Source organism: Aquamicrobium sp. (genome assembly GCF_023954335.1).
In the GTDB taxonomy this organism is placed as follows: Bacteria; Pseudomonadota; Alphaproteobacteria; order Rhizobiales; family Rhizobiaceae; genus Aerobium.
Genome location: NZ_JAMLIE010000001.1, coordinates 1156453 through 1179037, shown reverse-complemented (window position 1 = coordinate 1179037; position 22585 = coordinate 1156453). Strand labels below are relative to the sequence as shown.

Below are 22585 nucleotides of genomic sequence, written 5' to 3'. Positions count from 1 at the left end.
GCACTCTGACCGTACGCAGCATGGCGGAGCTGAAGCCGCGGCATTTCCTGTGGAAGGTCGAGGACAGGATCGCCACCGTGCGGCTCGACCTGCCGGAGCGCAAGAACCCGCTGACCTTCGAGTCCTACGCCGAGCTGCGCGACACCTTCCGCAACCTCGCCTATGCCGACGACGTCGACGTCGTCGTCTTCCTGCCCAACGGCGGCAATTTCTGCTCGGGCGGCGACGTCCACGACATCATCGGCCCGCTGGTCGACATGGACATGAAGGGGCTGCTCGCCTTCACCCGCATGACCGGCGACCTCGTCAAGGCGATGCTGTCCTGCGGCCGGCCGATCGTCTCGGCGGTGGACGGCGTCGCCGTCGGCGCGGGGGCGATCATCACCATGGCGTCCGACATCCGCCTCGCGACGCCGGAGGCGAAGACCGCGTTCCTGTTCACCCGCGTCGGGCTCGCCGGCTGCGACATGGGCGCCTGCGCCATGCTGCCGCGCCAGATCGGCCACAGCCGCGCGGCCGAGCTGCTTTACACCGGGCGCACGATGAGCGCGGCCGAGGGCGAGCGCTGGGGCTATTACAGCCGGCTGGTCGAGGCGGACGTGCTGGAAGCCGAGGCGATGAAGCTCGCCGCCCAGCTCGCCGCCGGGCCGACCTTCGCCCACGGCATCACCAAGACCCAGCTCAACCAGGAATGGTCGATGGGGCTGGAGCAGGCCATCGAGGCCGAGGCGCAGGCGCAGGCGATCTGCATGCAGACGAAGGATTTCGAGCGCGCCTACCGCGCCTTCGTCGCCCGCGAGCGCCCGGTGTTCGGAGGGGATTGATGACGATGTTCGCTGCTGACCCCTCACCGGCCCTTCGGGCCACCTCTCCCCAGAGGGGAGAGGAAGGCCGGCCGCAACGTCTCATGTTCTTTCCTCTCCCCTCTGGGGAGAGGTGGTTCGCGCAGCGAACCGGTGAGGGGTCGGCGCGGCCTGTCCGGGGAGATCGTACGCATGCCTGACCGCTCCTTCCTCGACTGGCCGTTCCTCGATGATGCCCACCGCAACCATGCGGCGCGGCTCGAACGCTGGTGCGGCGATAACCTTCCCGCCGATCATGGCGATGTCGACGCCGCCTGCCGCAAGCTGGTCGCGGCGCTAGGCGAGGCCGGCTGGCTCCTGCCGACGGCGGTCGATCCCGACGATCCGCGCCCGCTCGACGTGCGCACGCTGTGCATCAGCCGCGAGACGCTGGCGCGCCATGACGGGCTGGCCGATTTCGCCTTCGCCATGCAGGGGCTCGGCACCGGCGCGATCAGCCTGTTCGGCTCGCCCGGGCAGAAGGAATGGCTGAGGAAGACCCGCGCCGGCACGGCGCTGTCGGCCTTCGCGCTCTCCGAGCCGCGCTCGGGCTCCGACGTCGCCAACATGGAGATGACGGCGGCGCGCGACGGCGGCGACTACGTGCTGTCGGGCGAGAAGACGTGGATCTCCAACGGTGGCATCGCCGATGTCTATTGCGTGTTCGCCCGCACCGGCGAGGCGCCGGCGGCGAAAGGCATCTCGGCCTTCGTCGTGCCGGCCGACACGGCCGGCCTCACCGTCGCCGAGCGGCTGGAGGTGGTGGCGCCGCATCCCCTCGCCCGGCTCGCCTTCGACGACGTGCGCGTGCCGGCCTCGGCGATGATCGGCAGGCCGGGTGAAGGCTTCCGCATCGCCATGTCGGTGCTCGACGTGTTCCGCTCGACGGTCGGGGCCGCCGCGCTCGGCTTCGCGCGCCGGGCGCTGGATGAAACCATCGCACGGGTGCGCGAGCGCGAGCTGTTCGGCGCGCCGCTGTTCGACCTCCAGATGGTGCAGGGCCACGTCGCCGACATGGCGCTCGATGTCGACGCCGCGGCGCTGCTCATCTACCGCGCGGCATGGGTGAAGGATCGCGGCGCGGCGCGCGTCACCCGCGAGGCGGCGATGGCCAAGCTCTACGCCACCGACCGGGCACAGGCCGTCATCGACAAGGCGGTGCAGCTTCACGGCGGCGACGGCGTGCGGCGCGGCCACATCGTCGAAAGCCTCTATCGCGAGATCAGGGCGCTGCGCATCTACGAGGGCGCATCGGACGTGCAGAAGGTGGTGATCGCCCGCCAGACCATGGGAGCATGACGCAATGCTGGGACCGTCCGCGCATGTCGACACGTTTTCCCGCGACAACCTGCCGCCGGCGGAGGAATGGCCGGACCTGAAGCTCGACGGGTTCGACTATCCCGAACGGCTCAACTGCGCGGTCGAGCTGACCGACCGCATGGTGGAGAAGGGCTTCGGCGACCGCACGGCGCTGATCGGCAACGGCAGGCGGCGCACCTACAAGGAGCTTGCCGACTGGACCAACCGGCTCGCCCGCGCGCTCGTCGAGAATTACGGCGTCGTGCCCGGCAACCGGGTGCTGATCCGCGCGCCCAACAACCCGGCGATGGTGGCCTGCTGGCTCGCCGCCACCAAGGCGGGCGCGGTCGTCGTCAACACCATGCCGATGCTGCGCGCGGGCGAGCTCGGCAAGATCGTCGACAAGGCCGAAATCCAGCTCGCCCTGTGCGACACGCGCATCAAGGACGAGCTGGTGGCCTGCGCCAAGGAGAGCCGGTTCCTGCGCCAGGTCATCGGCTTCGACGGCACGGCCAATCATGACGCCGAGCTCGACCGCGCCGCGCTCGACAAGCCGGTTTCCTTCGACGCGGTCGCTACGGGCCGCGACGACGTCTGCCTGCTGGGCTTCACCTCCGGCACCACGGGCGCGCCCAAGGCGACGATGCAATTCCACCGCGACGTGCTGATCATCGCCGACGGCTACGCCAGGGAAGTGCTCGGCGTCACGCCCGACGACGTCTTCGTCGGCTCGCCGCCGCTCGCCTTCACCTTCGGCCTCGGCGGGCTCGCCGTGTTCCCGCTGCGCTTCGGCGCGACGGCGACGCTGCTCGAGAGCGCGACGCCGCCCAACATGGTCGAGATCATCCAGAAATACCGGGCGACGATCTCCTTCACCGCGCCCACCGCCTACCGGGCGATGCTGAAGGCGATGGACGAGGGCGCGGACCTGTCCTCGCTGCGCATCGCCGTCTCGGCCGGCGAGACGCTGCCCGCCCCGGTCTACGAGGAATGGGAGCGGAAGACCGGCAAGCCGATCCTCGACGGCATCGGCGCGACCGAGATGCTGCACATCTTCATCACCAACCGCCTCGACGACCGCGCCCCCGGCGTCACCGGCCGGCCGGTGACGGGCTACGAGGCGATGATCGTCGACGAGGAGATGAAGCCGGTGAAGCGCGGCGTGGTCGGGCGGCTGGCCGTGCGCGGCCCGACCGGCTGCCGCTATCTCGCCGACGAAAGGCAGAAGAACTATGTCCGCGACGGCTGGAACCTGACGGGCGATTCCTTCGTCGAGGACGAGGACGGCCGTTTCCGCTTCGCCGCGCGCTCGGACGACATGATCCTGTCCTCCGGCTACAACATCGCCGGGCCGGAAGTGGAGGCGGCCTTGCTGTCGCACCCTCTGGTCGCCGAATGCGCGGTGATCGGCGCGCCGGACGAGGCGCGCGGCCAGATCGTCGAGGCGCATGTCGTGCTGGCGAACGGCGCGCCGGACGGGCCCGAGACGGCGAAGCTGCTTCAGGAGCACGTCAAGGCGACCATCGCGCCCTACAAATATCCGCGCGTCGTCAGGTTCGTCGACGCCCTGCCGAAGACGCAGACCGGCAAGATCCAGCGCTTCCGGCTGCGGGAGGGGGCATCGTGACCGACCCTCGCGACACGCAGGGCATCGAGGGCGCCGAGACCGATTTCCGCGGCCGCATGGCCTATGGCGACTATCTGCACCTCGAGAAGATCCTCGACGCGCAGGAGCCGCTGTCAGCCTCGCCGGACGAATTGCTGTTCATCATCCAGCACCAGACCTCCGAACTGTGGATGAAGCTCGCGATCCATGAAGTGACGGGCGCGATCGCTGCGATCCGCACCGACGACGTGCGCCCGGCCTTCAAGATGCTGACGCGGGTGGCGCGCATCTTCGAGCAGCTGAACAATGCCTGGGACGTGCTGCGCACGATGACGCCGAGCGAATACACGCGCTTTCGCGGCGCGCTCGGCCAGTCCTCCGGCTTCCAGTCGTGGCAGTACCGCGCCATCGAGTTCCTCGCCGGCAACCGCAACCTTGCCATGCTGAAGCCGCACGCGCACCGGCCGCAGATCATCGAGCGGCTGGAGGCGATCCTCGCCCGGCCGAGCCTCTACGATGAGGCGCTGCTTCTCATCCACCGCAACGGGTTCGACATCGGCGCGGACGCGTTGCGCAGCGACTGGCGGGAGACGCGCAGGCCGAGCGAGGCGGTGATCGCGGCGTGGCGAAAGGTCTATCGCCAGCCGGAGCGCCACTGGGCGCTCTACGAGCTGGCCGAGAAGCTGGTCGATTTCGAGGATTATTTCCGCCGCTGGCGCTTCAACCACGTCACCACGGTCGAGCGCATCATCGGCCTGAAGCGCGGCACCGGCGGCACGCAGGGCGTCTCCTATCTCCGGCGCATGCTGGAGGTGGAGCTTTTCCCCGAACTATGGAAGGTGAGGACGGAGCTTTAAAAATGTCGGCGAAGACTGGCGCGCGCGCCAATTATTTTTCATCGTAGGAGAAGCCCCCCAGGGCTCCAGGCAAAACGGGAGTGGAACGGACATGCGTAAACTGATTGCGGCGAGCGCCATTGCGCTTGCGACGGGTATGAGCGGCGGGGCGTTTGCCGAGCCGGTCAAGGTCGGCCTCATCACCACGCTTTCGGGCGGCGGCGCGGGCCTGGGCATCGACGCCCGCGACGGCTTCCTGCTGGCGCTGAAGAACGCCGGCGACGCCGCGGCCGAGATCGAGGTCGTCACCGAGGACGACGGCCAGAAGCCGGAGCTGGCGGTGCAGATCGCCGACAAGATGGTCCAGTCCGACCAGGTCGACATCCTGACCGGCATCATCTGGTCGAACCTCGCCATGGCCGTGGTGCCGGGCGCGGTGGCGCAGGGCAAGTTCTACATCTCGGTCAATGCCGGCCCCTCGGCGCTGGCCGGCGCGCAGTGCCACGAGAACTATTTCAACGTCGCCTACCAGAACGACAATTTCCACGAGGCGATGGGCCAGTACGCCAACGAGACGTACAAGAAGACCTTCATCCTCGCCCCCAACTACCCGGCGGGCACGGATTCGCTGACCGGCTTCAAGCGCTACTACAAGAACGAGCTGGCCGGCGAGGTCTACACCCAGGTCGGCCAGACCGACTACGCGGCCGAGATCGCGCAGATCCGTGCCTCGGGCGCGGATTCGGTGTTCATCTTCTTGCCGGGCGGCATGGGTATCGCCTTCGTCAAGCAATACGCCCAGTCGGGTGTCGACATCCCGCTGATCGGCCCCGGTTTCTCCTTCAGCCAGGACGTGCTGCCGGCGATCGGCGACGCGGCGCTCGGCGTCAGGAACTCGGCGAGCTGGGCCAAGGACCTCGACAACGACGCGTCGAAGAAGTTCGTCGAGACCTTCCAGGCCGAATATGGTCGCCTGCCCTCGATCTACGCCGCGCAGGCCTACGACACCGGCAGCCTGATCGTCGCGGCGGCGGCGAAGGCCAGCGTCAAGGACGCCGACGCCTTCCGCGCCGCGCTGAAGGAAGCCGACTTCGACAGCGTGCGCGGAAAATTCTCCTTCAACACCAACAACCACCCGATCCAGGACATCTATGTCCGCGAGGTGGTGAAGGAGGGCGACGTGCTGACCAACAAGATCATCGGCACCGCCTTCACCGACCACAAGGACGCCTATGCGGAGCAGTGCGCGCTGAACTAGCACGCGCACGACACAGCCACAGCTTCCTTCTCCCCGCTTGCGGGGAGAAGGTGGCGGCAGCCGGATGAGGGGCAGCGGAGACGTCGAAAGACTGTCTGCCACGCTCGCGCCGCCCCTCACCCGGCCCTTCGGGCCACCCTCTCCCCGTGAACGGGGAGAGGGGGGAACGTCCGTGCCGCGATCTTCACCTCTATCACAGAACCAGAGCCCCGCCCTTGCAGACCGCGCTTTTCATCGAACAGCTCCTGAACGGGCTCCAGCTCGGGGTGATGCTGTTCCTCATGGCCGCCGGGCTGACGCTGATCTTCGGCGTGATGGGGCTGATCAACCTCGCCCACGGCTCGCTCTACATGGTCGGGGCCTTCGCCTGCGCCGTCACGGCGGCGGCGACCGGCTCGTTCTGGCTCGGCCTCGCCGCCAGTCTCGCGGCCGCGGCGGCAGCCGGCGCGGTGGTCGAGATCCTCGTCATCCGCCGGCTCTACGAGCGCGACCATCTCGACCAGGTGCTGGCCACCTTCGCGCTGATCCTGATCTTCTCGGAAGGCACACGCTGGCTGTTCGGCTCGTTCCCGCTCTATCTCGACATCCCGCCGCTGCTTCAGGGCACGGTGGCGCTTCCGGGCGGCTCGCGCTACCAGCTCTACCGGCTGGCCATCATCGGCGTCGGCGTCGCGGTGGCCCTGGGGCTCTATCTGCTGATCGCGAGAACGCGGCTCGGCATGCGCATCCGGGCCGGCGAAAGCGACCGCGAGATGATCGGCGCGCTCGGCGTCGACATCCGCACGCTCTACACCATCGTCTTCGCGCTCGGCGCGGCGCTCGCCGGCCTTGCGGGCGCGATGGTGGGGGCGCTGCAATCCGTGCAGGTCGGCATGGGCGAGCCGGTGCTGATCCTCGCCTTCGTCGTCATCGTCATCGGCGGCATCGGCTCGATCAAGGGCGCGCTCATCGGCGCGGTGATCGTCGGCGTCGTCGACACGATGGGCCGCTTCCTGCTGCCGCAACTGTTCGGGCTGATGATGCCGCCCTCGCAGGCCGGCCTCGTCGGCGGCGCGCTCGCCTCGATGCTGATCTACATCGTCATGGCGGTGGTGCTCGCGGTGAAGCCGCAGGGCCTGTTTCCGGCGGCAAAGGGGTGAACCGATGACGATCTCCCGCGAAACCGCGCTCAGTATCGTTCTCGTCCTCGTCCTGCTGGCGATCCCCTATGCCGCGCTGGAACTCGGCAAGCCGTTCTACGTGACGCTGGCGACGCGCATGGCGATCCTCGCCCTCGCGGCCGTCGGCCTCAACATCGCGCTCGGCCTCGGCGGGCTGGTCTCGTTCGGCCATGCCGCCTTCTTCGGCGTCGGCGGCTATGCGGCGGGCATCCTCGCCTCGCACGCCTTCGCCGGCCAGCCGCTCGATTTCGGCCTGTTTTCCGTGCCCGGCACCAAGACCATGCCGGTGATCTGGCTCGTCGCCGTCGCGGTCGGCGGGCTGCTGGCGGCGGCCATCGGCGCGATCAGCCTCCGCACCTCGGGCGTCTACTTCATCATGATCACGCTCGCCTTCGCGCAGATGACCTACTATTTCGCCGTCTCCTGGCCGGCCTATGGCGGCGAGGACGGGCTGTCGATCACGCTGCGCAACGGCTTTCCCGGCGTCAACACGCTGGTGCCGATCAACTTCTTCCTGATCGCCTGGGTCCTGCTCGTCGCCGCGCTCGTGCTGTTTTCGGCGCTGAAGGGCTCGCGCTTCGGCGCGGCGCTCCAGGCGGCGCGGCAGAACGAGGTGCGCGTCGCCACCGTCGGCATCGAGCCCTACCGCATCCGGCTCGCCGCCTTCGTCCTCTCCGGCATGATCACCGCGCTCGCCGGCGCGCTCTATGCGGACCTGAACCGCTTCGTCAGCCCCTCGATGCTGTCGTGGCACATGTCGGGCGAGTTCATCGTCCTCATCATCCTCGGCGGCGTCGGCCGGCTCGCCGGCCCGGTCGCCGGGGCCATGCTGTTCGTGCTGTTCGAGTTCCTGCTCGGCGGGCTGACGGAACGCTGGCAGTTCTTCCTCGGCCTCGTCCTGCTCGGCGTCGTGCTGTTCGCCCGCGGCGGGCTCGTCGGCCTTGTCGCCGGGAGGCCGCGCCATGGCTGAGCCGGTTCTCGCCATCCGCGACCTGAACAAGAGCTTCGGCGCGCTGAAGGCGACCGAGGGCGTCTCGCTCGACCTGAAGCCCGGCGAGATCCACGCGCTGATCGGCCCGAACGGGGCCGGCAAGTCGACGCTGATCCACCAGATCGCCGGCACGCTGCGCCCCGACAGCGGCACGGTGCATTTCCTCGGTGAGGACATCACCGCGCTCGGCGTTGCGGCAAGGGCGCGGCTCGGGCTGGGGCGCTCGTTCCAGGTGTCCTCGCTGGCGCCCGAATTCTCGGCGCTGCGCAACGTGATGCTCGCGGTGCAGGCGAAGGCGGGCTCATCGTTCCGCTTCTTCAGGCCGGTGATGCGCGACAGCGCGCTGATCGAACCGGCCATGGCGGCGCTGGCGCGCGTCGGCCTGCAGGACCGCGCCCGCGTGCCGGCGGCCGAGCTTTCGCATGGCGAGCGCCGCCAGCTCGAGATCGCCATTGCGCTGGCGCTCGGCTCGAAGGCCTTCCTGCTCGACGAGCCGATGGCCGGCATGGGACCGGACGGCTCGCGCGCTCTGACCGCCTTCCTCGACGGCCTACGCACCGAGGCGCCGATCCTGCTGGTCGAGCACGACATGGACGCGGTGTTCGCGCTCGCCGACCGCGTCTCGGTCCTCGTCTACGGCCGGATCAACGCCTCGGGCACGGTCGAGGACATCCGCGCCGACCCTGAAGTGCGCCGCGCCTATCTGGGGGACGCGGCATGAGCCTTCTCAGCGTTTCCGGGCTCGAAACCTTCTACGGCGCCAGCCAGGCGCTGTTCGGCGTCGATCTCGACGTCGCCGAGGGCGAGGTCGTCGCCCTGATGGGCCGCAACGGCATGGGCAAGACGACGACGATCCGCTCCGTGCTCGGGCTGACGCCGGCGCGGGCCGGCACGATCCGCTTCGGCGGCGCGGACATACGCGGCCTGAAGCCGCACCGCGTCGCCCGCCTCGGGCTCGGGCTGGTGCCGGAGGGCCGGCGCTGCTTCCCCAACCTGACCGTGACCGAGAATCTTCTCGCCGCCGCCCGGCCCGGCCGCTGGACGCTTGCCGGGATCGAGGCGCTGTTTCCGCGCCTTGCCGAGCGGCGTGGCCAGATGGCGCGCACGCTGTCCGGCGGCGAGCAGCAGATGCTGGCCATCGGCCGGGCGCTGATGACCAATCCCCGCCTCGTCATCCTCGACGAGGCGACCGAAGGGCTCGCCCCGGTGATCCGCACCGGCATCTGGGCCGTGATCCGCACCCTGAAGGCCGAGGGGCAGTCGATCCTGATCGTCGACAAGACGCTCGCCGAGCTGCTGCCCTCGGCCGACCGCTGCTTCGTGCTGGAAAAGGGCCGCACCGTATGGAGCGGCCGGCCGGAGGCGCTGACCCCCGACCTTCAGGACCGTTACCTCGGCGTCTGACGCCGGACCGACTGGAGACTTGCCATGACCTCGCACCAGATCCTCCACCCCGCCACCTGGAAGAAGGCCGCCGGCTACGCCAACGGCATCCTCGCCGAGGGCCGCACGGTCTGGATCGGCGGCCAGATCGGCTGGAACGGGGACCAGGTCTTCGAGGCGCACGACCTCGTCGGGCAGACCCGCCAGACGCTGGAGAACGTGCTCGCCATCCTCGCCGAGGCCGGCGGGCGGCCCGAGCACATCGTGCGCATGACCTGGTACGTCAAGGACAAGAGGGACTATCTCGCCAACCTCAAGGGCATCGGCGAGGCCTATCGCGGGGCGATGGGCCGGCACTTCCCGGCCATGACCATGGTGCAGGTCGCAGACCTGATCGAGGACGAGGCCGTGGTCGAGATCGAGGCCACCGCCGTCCTGCCCGGCTGATCCATCCGACAAAAAACCGGCGGCCGCGAGGGCCGCCGGGGTTCCCGATCGGGGTCGGGCCTACTTCGCCGCGTTCAGGCCGCGCTCGATGTCGGCGAGGATGTCGTCGATATGTTCGAGGCCGATGGACAGGCGCACATAGCCGGGCGACACGCCGGCCGCTTCCTGCTCCTGCGGCGTGAGCTGCGAATGGGTGGTCGAGGCCGGGTGGATCGCGAGGCTTCTCGCATCGCCGATATTGGCGACGTGATAGAGCAGCTCGAGCGCGTTGATGAACTTCTTGCCGGCCTCGAGGCCGCCCTTCAGCTCGAAGCCGATGAGGCCGCCATAGGCGCCGCCGAGATACTTGTCCGCTCGCTCGCGCGCCGCGCCCGTCTGCTGCGAGGGATGGATGACGCGCGTGACCTCGGGCCGGGCGGCGAGCCAGTCCGCCACCTTCTGCGCGTTGGCGACGTGGCGCTCGATGCGCAGCGGCAGGGTTTCGAGGCCCTGGATCAGCTGGAAGGCGTTGAAGGGCGACAGCGCCCCGCCGAGATCGCGCAGCAGCGTCACGCGGGCCTTGATGATGTAGGCGATGGGGCCGAGCGGTTTGACCGCCTCGGTCCACACCGCGCCGTGGTAGCTCGGGTCCGGCGTGTTGAGGGCCGGCTGGCGCTCGGGATGGGCGGCCCAGTCGAAATTGCCGCCATCGACGATCAGGCCGCCGATCGAGGTGCCGTGACCGCCGATATACTTGGTCGTCGAATAGACGACGACGGCCGCGCCGTGGTCGAACGGGCGGGCGAGAAGCGGGGCGGCGGTGTTGTCGACGATGAGCGGGATGCCGAATTCGCGGCCGATCGCGGCGACCTCGGCGATGGGAAACACGGTCAGCTTCGGGTTCGGCAGCGTCTCGGCGTAATAGGCGCGGGTGCGCTCGTCGGTGGCGCGGCGGAACGCCTCCGGGTCGGCCGGATCGACGAAGCGGACCTCGATGCCCTGGTCCTTCAGCGTGTTGGCGAAGAGGTTCCAGGTGCCGCCATAGAGATCGGTAGAGGAGACGACGTTGTCGCCGGCGCGGGCGAGGTTCTGGATGGCATAGGCGGAGGCGGCCTGACCGGAGGCGACGGCGAGCGCGCCGACGCCGCCTTCCAGCGCGGCGACGCGCTTTTCGAGCACGTCGACGGTCGGGTTCATGATGCGGGTGTAGATGTTGCCGAATTCCTTCAGCGCGAACAGGTTGGCAGCATGGTCGGTGTCGTTGAACTGATAGGAGGTGGTCTGGTGGATCGGCACCGCGACAGAGCCCGTGCTCGGGTCGGCGCGCCAGCCGGCGTGAAGCGCCAGCGTCTCGGGGTGAAGCTGCCTGTCGGTCATCTCGTCTCATGCTCCCTATGGGTTGAATGCCCTCGCTCCGCCCGCGCCGGCCGTCGATGGGCGAGCCAGCGGGCAGATCGGCGAATGAATGTCGGGACAGGTGCCTGCCCTCCCGAGGCACCGGATACCGGCGGGACCATGCCGGTTTTGCCGGTCGGCGTAGAGCTATTCCATTCCAACTTTTACGGCAATACTGGAATTATATTCCATTTGCGACGCTGTCGTTTCCTGACAAGGGGAACGCGCATCACGCGGCGCGCGGGCCGGGATCGTCGTCGTCCGGTCCCGGATCGGGAAAGGTGGGCCGGGCCGCGCGCGGGCGGAAACGGACGACGGCTCCGCCGCCAGCATCGGCCGTACTCGTGCCGGCCGCATCAGCGCTGCTGCGCGCCGCGGCCTCCGGCTGCGACAGCACCTTGACGACACGCACCACCTCGCTGACGCCGTCGCCGAGATCGACGGTGACGGCGCTGCCTTCGCGGAGGCCGAGCAGGGCGAGGCCGCGCAAGGTCAGCACCGACACCGCGTCGTCGGGCGCATCGTCCTCGACGAGCGCGTGCGGGCCGGCGAGCACGCCGTCGACCGTGTAGGCAATGCTGCTGTCCAGCGTCACCACGTCGGCCGGGATGTCGTCGCTGAAGGCGAGCGCGCTGCCGCGCAGCTTCTGCTCCAGAAGCAGCAGATAGGGGCCGTGCGGCCCGCGATGGGCGTCGAACAACGCCTGAAGGATCGCGTGGTCGCGTGTCGTCAGATGGAATCGAGGCTCCGTCGCCATGGCAAATCTCCCGCGGGAACGGCTTCCCGTTCCAACGCCAAATCCGTCTGGAGCAACGGGCATTCTGACGAATGCCGTTTCGCTGCTCCATCTATCTGATTTAGCCGCATTTATGCGACGCCAGACGTTCCGTCTGGCTGCAAAATGCTCCGGTTCGATGGACGATCCCCTGCCCGGCGCGGTCGGCGCCGGCCAGGGGTCAGGAGCCTGCGATCAGCGACCCGGCATGATCGAGGAAGCGCCGGCGCGCGTGGCCGCCGGCGGCGGCGCAGGCCCGGCGCGGCGGCAGGGCGCTCATTGCCCGGCTTCGCCTTCCGGCATCTCGACGGAGACGATGGTCAGCCGGTGCGAGCGGCCGTCATTGGCGATCCAGTCGATGGACTGGCCGGCCTTGAGGCCGAGCAGCGCGGTGCCGATCGGCGTCAGGATCGACACCTTGCCCTGCGAGATGTCGGCGTCGGCCGGATAGACCAGCGTGACCGTGCGGGCCTGGCCGTCATTGGTCTCGTAGCCGACGGTCGCGCCCATCTGCACGGTGCCCTGGAGCGACGCGCCCTTCTCGACGACGCGCGCGCGCTCCAGCTCCATCAGGAGCTCCTCGGCCATCTCCGGCTTGCGGTCGAGCAGGCCGTTGGCAAGCTGGGTCAGGCGGGCATGATCTGTCTTGTTCACGACGATGCTGGGTTTGCTCATGATAAGGCTCTCGGGTGTTTCTGGCGGAACGGCGTCGCGACGGCTTTCCGTCGGCTGCCGCAACCGGCGATTGCACACGGGCTTCACGCGCTCATGCGTGAAGGCCCGCGCGTGGTGGCGACGCATTGTCTGGGGACCGGTTCCTGCTGGCGGTTCGAGCCCCGGTCTCGGGGCCAAATGTCCGAGCCGGGGCTATCCTCGCGGGGAGGCACCCATGAAAATCGGAAAAGCGGCTCGCGAAAACATCATGCGGTCAGCATGGCCAAATGGCGCGGATTGTCAAGCAGTCCGCGGTGCGGAGCCGGGCAGCCCGCCATGCGGGAACCGGGCAGTCCGGCAGGCGCGGGCCGCGGCGGCGCGCGGGGCCGGTTTGTTGCGTTTCGCCCTCGACATGCGCCCCCGCGTCCCCTATTTGCGGGGTGCGGAGCCGTTTGGCTGCCGTCGTCATCGTGCGCTTCATGCCGGGTTCGGCCCTTGCCTTCCCGGCCCCCAGGGGGCGGTTCTGAGCCGCTATCACAGGGAGTAACGGCCCATGCTGTCCGACAAGTGGCCCGACCGGCGGATACAGGACCTTCTCGGCGTCACACATCCGATCGTGCAGGCCCCGATGGCGGGGCCGGTCTTCTCCGACATGGTGATCGCGGTCAGCGAGGCCGGCGGCCTCGGCTCGCTGCCCTGCGCGTTGATGGACGAGGCGCGCATGCGCGCCGAGCTCGGAATCATCCGCCAGCGCACGGACCGGCCGATCAACCTCAACTTCTTCTGCCATACCCCGCCCGCCTTCGACGCGGCGCGCGAGGCGCGCTGGCGCGACAGGCTCCGCCCCTATTATCTCGAACTCGGCCTCGACCCTGACATGGACGCGCCCGCCTCCAACCGCACGCCCTTCGACGGGGCGCTGTGCGGCCTCGTCGAGGAATTCCGCCCCGAGGTGGTGAGCTTCCATTTCGGCCTGCCGGAAAAGGCGCTCGTCGAGCGCGTCAAGGCGACGGGCGCGAAGGTGCTGTCCTCGGCGACGACGGTGGCCGAGGCCGTCTGGCTGGAGAGCCACGGCTGCGACGCGATCATCGCGCAAGGCGCCGAGGCCGGCGGCCATCGCGGCAACTTCCTTTCCGACGACATGGCGACGCAGGTCGGCACCTTCGCGCTGGTGCCGCAGGTGGTCGACGCGGTGTCTGTGCCGGTCATCGCCGCCGGCGGCATCACCGACGCGCGCGGCATCGCCGCCGCCTTCGCGCTGGGCGCGGCCGGCGTGCAGGTCGGCACCGCCTATCTCTACACGCCGGAGGCGCGGATCGCGGCGCTGCACCGCGAGGCCCTGCGCAGCGACCGGGCGGGCGAGACCGCGCTGACCAACGTCTTCACCGGCCGCCCGGCGCGCGGCATCGTCAACCGCATCATGCGCGAGGCGGGACCGCTCACCGGCGACGCGCCGGCCTTCCCGCTGGCCGGCGGAGCGCTCGCGCCGTTGCGCGCGGCGAGCGAGCCAGCCGGCTCGGGCGATTTCATGTCGCTGTGGGCCGGCCAAGCCGCCCGACTCGCCCGCGAGATGGGCGCCGCCGAGCTGACCCGAACCCTCGCCGAGGAAGCGCTGGCGCGCCTCGGTCGTCAGACCGTCACGAAAGCATAGATCAATAGAGGACACGCAACCGCGGGAAGCTCCGGCAGGAGCGGCTCGCGGGCCGATGCCTTTTGCCCCTACCGGACGAGCCAAACCGATGATCCAGACGCCCTACTACCTGATCGACAAGCAAAAGCTGCTGCGCAACATGGAGATCATCGCCCGCGTGCGCGAGCAATCGGGAGCCAAGGCGCTGCTGGCGCTGAAATGCTTCGCGACATGGTCGGTGTTCGACCTGATGCGGCAGTACATGGACGGCACCACCTCGTCCTCGCTCTACGAGGTCAGGCTCGGGCGCGAGAAGTTCGGCGGCGAGACGCATGCCTATTCCGTCGCCTGGGCCGACCACGAGATCGACGAGGCGGTCTCGCATGCCGACAAGATCATCTTCAACACCGTCGGTCAGCTCGAGCGCTTTGCCGACCGGGCCGAGGGGATCGCGCGCGGGATCAGGCTCAATCCCGGCATCTCGTCCTCCTCGTTCGACCTCGCCGACCCGGCGCGGCCGTTCAGCCGGTTGGGCGAATGGAATGCCGCGCGCGTCGAGCCGGTGCTCGATCGCATCAGCGGCTTCATGATCCACAACAATTGCGAGAACGACGATTTCGAGCTGTTCTCGCGCATGCTCGACGTCATCGAGGAGAGGTTCGGCCCGCTCCTGTCCGAGGTCGACTGGATCAGCCTCGGCGGCGGCATCCACTTCACCGGCGAGGACTACCCGCTCGACGCCTTCTGCGACCGACTGAAGCGGTTCTCGGACCGGTTCGGGGTGCAGGTCTATCTGGAGCCGGGCGAGGCGGCGATCACCAGGAGCACGACGCTGGAGGTGACGGTGCTCGACACGCTCTTCAACGGCAAGCACCTCGCCATCGTCGACTCCTCGATCGAGGCGCACATGCTCGACCTCCTGATCTACCGCGAGAGCGCCAAGGTCGAGCCGAACGCGGGCGAGCACGAGATCATGGTCTGCGGCAAGTCGTGCCTCGCGGGCGACGTGTTCGGCACCTTCCGCTTCCCGGACGCGCTCAAACCCGGCGACCGCGTCTCGATCGAGGATGCGGCCGGCTACACCATGGTCAAGAAGAACTGGTTCAACGGCGTCCGGATGCCGTCGATCGCGATCCGCGAGCCGGACGGCTCGGTCAGGACGGTCCGCGAATTCACCTATGCGGACTTCGAGGCGAGCCTTTCGTGAGGCTTCGCACGCAACCCCCGAAACTGAAAGGAGGCTCCGTGCCGACATGAAAAAGACCATCCTCATCATCGGCGCCGGCGGCGTGGCGCAAGTCGTCGCGCACAAATGCGCACAGAACAACGACGTGCTGGGCGACATCCATATCGCTTCGCGCACGATTGCGAAGTGCGAGGCCATCATCGCCTCCGTGCGCGAGAAGGGCGCGCTGAAGACGGACGGCAGGTTGGAGGCCCATGCGCTCGATGCCATGGATGTGGACGCGACGAAGGCGCTGATCGAAAAGACCGGCGCCGGGATCGTCATCAATGTCGGCTCGGCCTTTCTCAACATGTCGGTGCTGTCGGCCTGCATCGAGACGGGCGCGGCCTATATCGACACCGCGATCCACGAAGACCCGGCGAAGGTCTGCGAGACGCCGCCGTGGTACGCCAATTACGAGTGGAAGCGGCGCGAGGAGGTCGAGAAGGCAGGCGTGACCGCCATCCTCGGCGCGGGCTTCGACCCCGGCGTGGTCAACGCCTATGCCAAGCTGGCCTACGACGACTATTTCGACCGGATCGATTCCATCGACATCATCGACATCAACGCCGGCAGCCACGGCCGCTGGTTCTCGACCAATTTCGATCCCGAGATCAATTTCCGCGAGTTCACCGGCCAGGTCTGGTCGTGGCAGGACGGCAAATGGGTGTCGAACACGATGTTCGAGGTCGGCAAGGAATGGGACCTGCCCGTCGTCGGCAGGCAGAAGGCCTACATGACCGGCCATGACGAGGTGCATTCGCTGTCGCAGATCCTGAAGGTGCCGACCGTGCGCTTCTGGATGGGGTTCGGCGACCACTACATCAACGTCTTCACGGTGCTGAAGAATCTCGGCCTTCTTTCCGAGAAGCCGGTGAAGACGGCCGAGGGGCTGGAAGTGGTGCCGCTGAAGGTGGTGAAGGCCGTGCTGCCCGATCCCGGCTCGCTCGCGCCCGACTATACCGGCAAGACCTGCATCGGCGACGTCGTCAAGGGCGTCAAGGACGGCAAGGAGCGCGAGGTCTTCATCTACAACGTCGCAGACCACAGGCAAGCCTACGAGGAAGTGGGCTCGCAGGGCATCTCCTACACGGCCGGCGTTCCGGCCGTCGCCGCGGCGATGCTGATCGCCACCGGCGAGTGGGACGTCAAGAAGATGGCCAATATCGAGGACCTGCCGCCGCGCCCGTTCCTCGACCTGCTCAACCGCATCGGGCTGCCGACGCGCATCAGGGAAGGCGACAGCGACGAGGCCCTGACCTTCGCCTGAGCTCTCTCCGTCCCGAAAACGGAAACACCCCCGCTGCCGGAGCAACGGGGGTGTTTTTTGTCTCCGGCGCGACCCGTCAGCTCGTGAAGAAGCTCTGCGTGCCGTGGGCCTCGATCGCCTCGGCGAGACGGCCGAGCGCGTGGACATAGGCCGCCGTGCGCATGGAGACGTCCTTTTCCTTCGAGACGTTCCAGACCGCGCGGCCCTCGCGCTCCATGATCGCCTGGAGGCGGTCGTGGATTTCCTGCTCGGTCCAGTAGTAGCCCTGCTTGTTCTGCACCCACTCGAAATAGGAGACGGTGACGCCGCCGGCGTTGGCGAGGATGTCGGGCAGGACGACGACGCCCTTGTCGGCCAGGATGCGGTCGCCCGAGGGGGTGACCGGGCCGTTGGCCAGCTCGAGGACGAGCTTCGCCTTGACGCCGCCGGCGTTCTTGCCGTGGATCATGTTCTCCAGCGCCGAGGGCACGAGAAGGTCGCAATCGACGCCGACGAGCGCGTCGCCGGCCAGCGCCTCATGGCCGCCCTGCCCCACGGTCGAGACGACCGAGCGCCCCTGCGTCTTGGCCTCGATCAGCATGTCGACATGCAGGCCGGCGGCGGAATAGACGCCGCCTTCCGAGTCGGAGACCGCGACGACCTTGTGGCCGTCGGCGGCGAGCAGGCGCGCGATGTGCTGGCCGGCATTGCCGAAGCCCTGCACCGCGACGCGCAGCGTCTCGCCGAGGCCGAGCTCGCCCGCCAGATGGCGCACGAGGTAGTAGCCGCCGCGGGCGGTGGCGTCGCCGCGCCCCAGCGAGCCGCCGAGGGCGATCGGCTTGCCGGTGATGACCGCGGGCTCGGCCTGGCCGACGATCTGCGCGTATTCGTCGGCCATCCAGCCCATGATCATCGAGTTGGTGTAGACGTCCGGCGCGGGGATGTCGCGGTCCGGCCCGACGGTGCGGGCGAAGGCCTGGATATAGGCGCGCGACAGGCGTTCCAGCTCCGCCTTGGAAAGCTGGCGCGGATCGACCTGGACCGCGCCCTTGCCGCCGCCATAGGGCAGGTTCATCACCGCGCACTTGAAGGTCATCCAGAAGGCGAGCGTCTCGACCTCCTCGACATTGGCGTCGGGATGGAAGCGGATGCCGCCCTTGGTCGGGCCGCGCGTGTCGTCATAGCGGCAGCGCCAGGCGATGAAGGATTTGCGCGAGCCGTCGTCCATGCGGATCATCAGGCGCACCTTGGTGGTCTCACGGGCGAATTTCAGCTTCTCGATCACGTCCGGGTCGATACTGAGATGGGCCGCTGCCTCGTCCAGGCGGACGAGCGCATCGTCGAGAAGGCTGTCTTCTGACATGATTGCTCCGTGACGTTGTGAGGTTGAAACCGGCACCGTGCATAAAATAGGAGCGGCGATTGCGCAATAAGAAGTCAGCAATACTGACCTAATTTTTTGCGGCATTTGCGCACATATGTTTCGCGTCAGGCCGGCTTTGGGTTCTTTCGCTGCGTAACCGGCGGCTCAGGGGCGTTCGAGCGAGGAAACGAAGGGCCAGTAGTCGCGCAGCCAGAGCAGGAAGGCACCTGCCCACAAAATAGCCGCGCCGCCGTAGAGCGGGCCGGGCAGATCGGGAATTGCCCCCAAATCGGGCAGGATGCGCAAAGCGACGGCAACGACCAGCAGGACGAAGCCGATGCGCGTCGACAGCGGGAAGCCGAGCGGCCGGCCGGAATGGAGCAGCCCGGCGATGGACAGCACCATCAGGACGCCCATGCCGAGCCCGCCCATCAGCGCAAGGTGCAGCATCTTGACCTCGGGCAGCGGCGCGCCGAGCCGGGCCGCACCGGTGAGGATCAGCCCTGCCCCGGCGAGGACGGCCGAGCCGGCCAGCGCCATCAGCTCGGTGCGCGCCGCCTCGCGGCCGACGAAGGCCTCGCCGGCGCGGTCCATGAAGGCGGCCCCGGCGGCGATGGCGAGATAGCCGGTCACTTCCGCCGAGAAACCGGCGAGCTCGCCGCATATCAGGATGGCGACGAGGCCGGGCGCCAGCGTGACGCGGCCGGGATGCGGGCGGAAGGGCGAGGTCTCCTCGGTCGGATCGAGCACCTGGTTGGTGACGGGAACGGTGATGCGCGCCAGCACGACGCCGAGCAGGCCGAGGAAGACGAAGCCGGCGAGGCGAAGCCACCATTGCGCCAGCGCGTGGTCGCCCAGATGGAAGGCATAGCGCACGGCGACGAGGCAGACGAGCAGCGCCGCGATCCAGTAGAGGATGGCGAGGAGGCGGTCGGTGCGCTTGACCCACGAGGCCCAGACGACATAGGCGGCGAGCGCCGCGAGCCAGCCGATGTCGGCGGCGGCGCCGAGGAGGTTCAGCGCGTCCGCGCCGAGGAAGCCGACCAGCCGGCCGACGCCCCACAGGCCGGCGAGGAGGCAGAGCCGGCGGCCGCGCGGGCGGTCCGTGTCGGTCCATTCGGGGATGGCGGTGGTGATGAAGCCGATGAGCGCCGCGCCGAACGCGCCGAAGATCATCTCGTGCGCGTGCCACAGGCCCGGCGCGTTGACGCGGGCGAAAGGCAGGTCGAGGCCGAACACCAGCACCCACTGGAACGGCCACAGCGCCGCATAGAGCGCGGTCAGCGGAAAGAACAGCCGGAACCCCTCGTCGGCGAGGACGGCGTGGAGCGGCGGGGCCGGGCGTGGCGGCGGCACGAGCATCGTCACGCCACCTTGCGCTCGTCGACGTCGTGGATGTGGCGGAACAGCGGATCGTCCTTCAGGAAGGCCTGCACCTCGTCGAACACGGCGCGCTCCTCGCGCTCGCCCGGCTCGCCCGCCAGCCGGCGCGCGCCGGCGACGCCCCTGCCCGCGACGTCGAGGACGAGGATGCGGTGGGCGATGCGCGCCGCCTCCATAAGATCGTGGGTGACGAACAGTGCCGCGAAATGCGCCGCGCGCGAGGCGTCGATGACGAGATCCTGCATGCGCCGCTTGAGCGCCGCGTCGAGCGCGGTGAACGGCTCGTCGAAGAAGATGAAGTCGGGATCGACGACGAGGGCGCGGGCGATAGCGACGCGCTGCTGCATGCCGCCCGACAGCTCGACCGGGTACTTGCCGAGATCGGCCGCGTCGAAGGCGACGCGCGCCGCCGCCTCGCGCGCCCTTCGCGCCCGCTCGGCCCGGCGAACGCCGGAAATGCGCAGCGGATAGGCGATGTTGTCGAGCGCGGTCGCCCAGGGCAGGAGGCGCGGGCTCTGGAACACCATGCCGTGGCGGCGATAGCCGCGCTCGATCCTGCCGCGGCGCGGCTCCATCACGTCGGCGGCGATGTGGACGAGGGTCGACTTGCCGCATCCGGAGGGGCCGACCAGCGCCACCACCTCGCCGCGACCGACGACAAGGTCGACTTCGTCGAGCACGGTGCGGCCGAAATAGGAATGGCCGATGCCGGTGAGGGTCAACGCAAAGGGCGGCGCGGGGCTCATCGCTTCACCCCCCATGGCTGGGCGGCGGCGCGCCAGCGCTCGAACTCGGCGCGGACGGGATGGACGATGCCGTATTCGAAGGCGATCAGCGCCGCGACCGAGATCATCACCCAGCCGAGCGCGCCGGCGACGTCGAGATTGGCCCGCGCGCGGGCGAGCTCGCCGCCGATGCCGCCGACATTGGCGAGGAGCTCGGCCATCACCGCGACCTTGAAGGCGGTGCCGAGCGAGATGGCGAGCGCGGGAAACAGATGCGCCGCGACATGGCGCAGGCCGAGCGTCGTCAGCCGCCTGACGGGGCCGGCCCCGAAGGCGCGGGCCATGTCGTCGAGGCTGCGGTCGCGCGTCATCACGCCCTCGGCGACGCCGACGAAGACCAGCGGCGAGGAGGCGATGAGAATGGTGACGACGACGGTGCCGTCGGACGAGCCGAACCAGATCATGGCCAGGACGATCCAGGCGATGGGCGGCACGCCGAGCAGCACCGTGACGAGCGGGCGCGCCGCGCGCATCGTGGCCGGCGAATAGCCGGCGGCGAGGCCGAGCGCCGCGCCGGCCAGCGCCGAGACGAGGAAGCCCTCGACGGCGCGGCGGCTGGTCAGCACCGCGATGTCCCACGAGGCGGGGTCGGCGAGGATAGTGCCCATGGCGCGCACGGTGTCGAGCGGCGCCGGCAGGATGAAGTCGCCATAGACCTCATGGCCGAACTGCCACAGCGCGGCGAGCAGCGACAGGGCCGCGAGGCCGGACCAGCCCGACCACAGGAACCGCCCCGTGCGCCCGACCCTGTCCGACCATGCCGCCATCATCGCCTTGAGCTCCCTAGAGATAGAAGCCGTCGTCCGGCAGCTTGCCGCCGATGATCGCCGGATCGGCTTCGGCCAGCGTCGACAGCATCGCCTCGATGTCGGCGCGGGCTGCGCTGGCGCGCCGGGCCACCAGCTTGGAGGTCGGCAGCGAGGCGACGAGGATCGCCGCCGGCATCTCCAGCGCCGCGGTGGCGTCGGCGGCCGCCCGCGCCGGATCGGCGTTGACCGATGCCGTCGCCTCCTCGGCGATCTGCTGCAACGCGTCGGCGATGCCGGGATTGGCCTCCATGAACGGCACCGTCAGCGCCAGCCCTGCCTGCGGCAGCACGGGCGAGCCGCCGGTGGCTTCGGCCCACGCCTTCTGGACGTCGATGACGCGCCGCACCGCCTTGCCGCCGGCCGCGCCGCGCAGGATCGCGGCCGAGACGGCCGGCTCGGTCGACAGGACGGCATCGACCCGCCCCGCCATCAGGAGCTGGATCGCCTCGATCGGCGAGCCGGCGCTTTCGAGGGTGATGTCGGTGCCGGGCTTCAACCCATGATGGGCGAGCAGCCTGCCCATCACCAGGTCGGGCATGTCGTTGCGAAACGGAACCGCGAGCGTCCTGCCCTTGAGCGCCGGGATGCTCGACAGGGTCGGGTCGGCCGAGACGATATAGAGCAGGCCGTCGGTCATGACGTTGAGGAGCCGGACCGGCAGGCCGCGATTGTAGAGATTGGCGGCGACCTGAACCGGGAGGATCAGCGCCTGCATCGTGCCGGAGGTCAGGCCGGCGCGCATCTCGTCAGGGTTGCGCCACACCTTGAACTCGGCCTTGTCGGCGATGGCGGAGAGCTTGCCGGAGGCGACCGCGTGCGCCAGCGAGATGCTGGGGCCGGCCGGCGGGCCGTAGAGCGTCAGCGACGGCAGCTTCGCCGCCGACGCCCGGCGCACCGACGGCGGCAGCGCAAGACAGGCAGCGGAGGCGGCCGCGGCGGCGAGCGCCTTGCGGCGGGTGAGGACGGTCCGACCCGATGATGCTGTTCTCGACATGGCAAGCTCCGGAAGTTCGCGCGGCCCGACGCCTTCGCCGGGCCGATCCCTTATAAACTTGCATATAGAACTCCAGTTTGTCGCAGATCAAGCAACCTTCGCGTCCGCGACAATCTATCCATACCGATTGGAGGCCCTTCCGGCGGGCAAGGCGGGCACCGGAAATTTCTTCCTTCCGGCGTGATTTAAAGACATAAAGATTTCTTTATATCACATTGACAACCGCCCGGACTTCGATAGAGTGCGTCCGTCGTGGTTCTTCGGCAGGCACTCGTGCATGCCGAAGCAAAGAGGGAAGCCGGTGAGTCGCCCGCGAGGCGGCAAGACCGGCGCTGCCCCCGCAACTGTAAGCGGCGAGCCGTCATCCAATGACGTCACTGGAGCCAGCCGCTCCGGGAAGACGGATGAAGGCGAGGACCCGCAAGCCAGGAGACCTGCCACGGCGAGAAACATCCACGGGCGGGGTGTCCCGGTGGCATGCATGACGCGGCACGGCCGCCCTGCACGCTTTCGCGCCTCCGC

General features: G+C 68.7%; 21 protein-coding genes and 1 riboswitch. Of the genes, 13 read left to right on the top strand and 8 right to left on the bottom strand.

Annotated features, from left to right (window positions below; genetic code table 11):
- Positions 1–20: 20 nt before the first annotated feature.
- From M9945_RS05755 to M9945_RS05710, 10 genes are all read left to right on the top strand, one after another.
- Positions 21–824 (top strand): enoyl-CoA hydratase family protein, encoded by an 804-nt coding sequence (locus M9945_RS05755; protein ID WP_367944776.1) that lies wholly within the window; start codon positions 21–23, stop codon positions 822–824.
- A 171-nt stretch (positions 825–995) separates the two neighbouring features.
- On the top strand, positions 996–2141 hold the full coding sequence (locus M9945_RS05750) for an acyl-CoA dehydrogenase family protein (RefSeq protein WP_367943776.1): 1146 nt from the start codon (positions 996–998) through the stop codon (positions 2139–2141).
- Positions 2142–2145: 4 nt separating this feature from the next.
- Entirely contained in the window at positions 2146–3768 is a 1623-nt protein-coding gene (locus tag M9945_RS05745; RefSeq protein ID WP_367943775.1) for an AMP-binding protein, read from the top strand.
- Positions 3765–4604, top strand: a complete 840-nt coding sequence (gene kynA / locus M9945_RS05740; RefSeq protein WP_367931391.1) for a tryptophan 2,3-dioxygenase — start codon at positions 3765–3767, stop codon at positions 4602–4604. The genes M9945_RS05745 and kynA overlap by 4 nt, the downstream gene beginning before the upstream one ends.
- A 91-nt stretch (positions 4605–4695) precedes the next feature.
- Positions 4696–5841, top strand: coding sequence for an ABC transporter substrate-binding protein (locus tag M9945_RS05735; RefSeq protein WP_367943774.1), 1146 nt, complete (start codon positions 4696–4698; stop codon positions 5839–5841).
- Between the two features lie 215 nt (positions 5842–6056).
- Positions 6057–6980 (top strand): branched-chain amino acid ABC transporter permease, encoded by a 924-nt coding sequence (locus M9945_RS05730; RefSeq protein ID WP_367931393.1) that lies wholly within the window; start codon positions 6057–6059, stop codon positions 6978–6980.
- A gap of 10 nt (positions 6981–6990) precedes the next feature.
- Positions 6991–7971: a branched-chain amino acid ABC transporter permease gene (locus tag M9945_RS05725; protein WP_367944775.1), complete on the top strand. Its 981-nt coding sequence runs from the start codon at positions 6991–6993 to the stop codon at positions 7969–7971.
- A complete protein-coding gene (locus M9945_RS05720; protein ID WP_367943773.1) occupies positions 7964–8713 on the top strand; it encodes an ABC transporter ATP-binding protein in 750 nt (249 codons plus the stop codon). The genes M9945_RS05725 and M9945_RS05720 overlap by 8 nt, the downstream gene beginning before the upstream one ends.
- Positions 8710–9396, top strand: coding sequence for an ABC transporter ATP-binding protein (locus M9945_RS05715; RefSeq protein ID WP_367943772.1), 687 nt, complete (start codon positions 8710–8712; stop codon positions 9394–9396). The genes M9945_RS05720 and M9945_RS05715 overlap by 4 nt, the downstream gene beginning before the upstream one ends.
- A 24-nt stretch (positions 9397–9420) precedes the next feature.
- Positions 9421–9822, top strand: a complete 402-nt coding sequence (locus tag M9945_RS05710) for a RidA family protein (protein WP_367931396.1) — start codon at positions 9421–9423, stop codon at positions 9820–9822.
- 60 nt (positions 9823–9882) lie between these two features.
- Here M9945_RS05710 and M9945_RS05705 read toward each other — a convergent pair whose 3' ends face one another.
- From M9945_RS05705 to rnk, 3 genes are all read right to left on the bottom strand, one after another.
- Positions 9883–11178 (bottom strand): O-acetylhomoserine aminocarboxypropyltransferase/cysteine synthase family protein, encoded by a 1296-nt coding sequence (locus M9945_RS05705; RefSeq protein WP_367943771.1) that lies wholly within the window; start codon positions 11176–11178, stop codon positions 9883–9885.
- 247 nt (positions 11179–11425) lie between these two features.
- Positions 11426–11953, bottom strand: coding sequence for a hypothetical protein (locus tag M9945_RS05700; protein WP_367943770.1), 528 nt, complete (start codon positions 11951–11953; stop codon positions 11426–11428).
- Between the two features lie 294 nt (positions 11954–12247).
- A complete protein-coding gene (gene rnk, locus M9945_RS05695; RefSeq protein ID WP_367931399.1) occupies positions 12248–12646 on the bottom strand; it encodes a nucleoside diphosphate kinase regulator in 399 nt (132 codons plus the stop codon).
- A gap of 532 nt (positions 12647–13178) precedes the next feature.
- Here rnk and M9945_RS05690 point away from each other — a divergent pair.
- The 3 genes from M9945_RS05690 (at position 13179) to M9945_RS05680 (ending at position 16750) form a co-directional block, all read left to right on the top strand.
- Positions 13179–14276, top strand: coding sequence for an NAD(P)H-dependent flavin oxidoreductase (locus tag M9945_RS05690; RefSeq protein ID WP_367943769.1), 1098 nt, complete (start codon positions 13179–13181; stop codon positions 14274–14276).
- Positions 14277–14364: 88 nt separating this feature from the next.
- Complete coding sequence (locus M9945_RS05685) at positions 14365–15462, top strand: carboxynorspermidine decarboxylase (protein ID WP_367943768.1); 1098 nt, start codon at positions 14365–14367, stop codon at positions 15460–15462.
- Between the two features lie 46 nt (positions 15463–15508).
- Positions 15509–16750, top strand: coding sequence for a saccharopine dehydrogenase family protein (locus tag M9945_RS05680; RefSeq protein WP_367943767.1), 1242 nt, complete (start codon positions 15509–15511; stop codon positions 16748–16750).
- A 76-nt stretch (positions 16751–16826) separates the two neighbouring features.
- Here M9945_RS05680 and M9945_RS05675 read toward each other — a convergent pair whose 3' ends face one another.
- The 5 genes from M9945_RS05675 to M9945_RS05655 all read right to left on the bottom strand — a co-directional run bounded on the left by M9945_RS05675 (position 16827) and on the right by M9945_RS05655 (position 22063).
- A complete protein-coding gene (locus M9945_RS05675; RefSeq protein WP_367943766.1) occupies positions 16827–18092 on the bottom strand; it encodes a Glu/Leu/Phe/Val dehydrogenase in 1266 nt (421 codons plus the stop codon).
- Between the two features lie 165 nt (positions 18093–18257).
- Positions 18258–19454 carry an NnrS family protein gene (locus tag M9945_RS05670; RefSeq protein WP_367944774.1) on the bottom strand — a complete coding sequence of 399 codons (1197 nt, stop codon included), beginning with the start codon at positions 19452–19454 and terminating at the stop codon, positions 18258–18260.
- Positions 19455–19456: 2 nt separating this feature from the next.
- Positions 19457–20221 (bottom strand): ABC transporter ATP-binding protein, encoded by a 765-nt coding sequence (locus M9945_RS05665; RefSeq protein ID WP_367943765.1) that lies wholly within the window; start codon positions 20219–20221, stop codon positions 19457–19459.
- Positions 20218–21030, bottom strand: coding sequence for an ABC transporter permease (locus tag M9945_RS05660; protein ID WP_367943764.1), 813 nt, complete (start codon positions 21028–21030; stop codon positions 20218–20220). Before M9945_RS05660 ends, M9945_RS05665 begins: the two co-directional genes overlap by 4 nt.
- Before the next feature lie 13 nt (positions 21031–21043).
- A complete protein-coding gene (locus tag M9945_RS05655; protein ID WP_367943763.1) occupies positions 21044–22063 on the bottom strand; it encodes an ABC transporter substrate-binding protein in 1020 nt (339 codons plus the stop codon).
- 236 nt (positions 22064–22299) lie between these two features.
- A riboswitch (cobalamin riboswitch) is annotated at positions 22300–22520 on the top strand.
- The last annotated feature ends 65 nt before the right edge of the window (positions 22521–22585 follow it).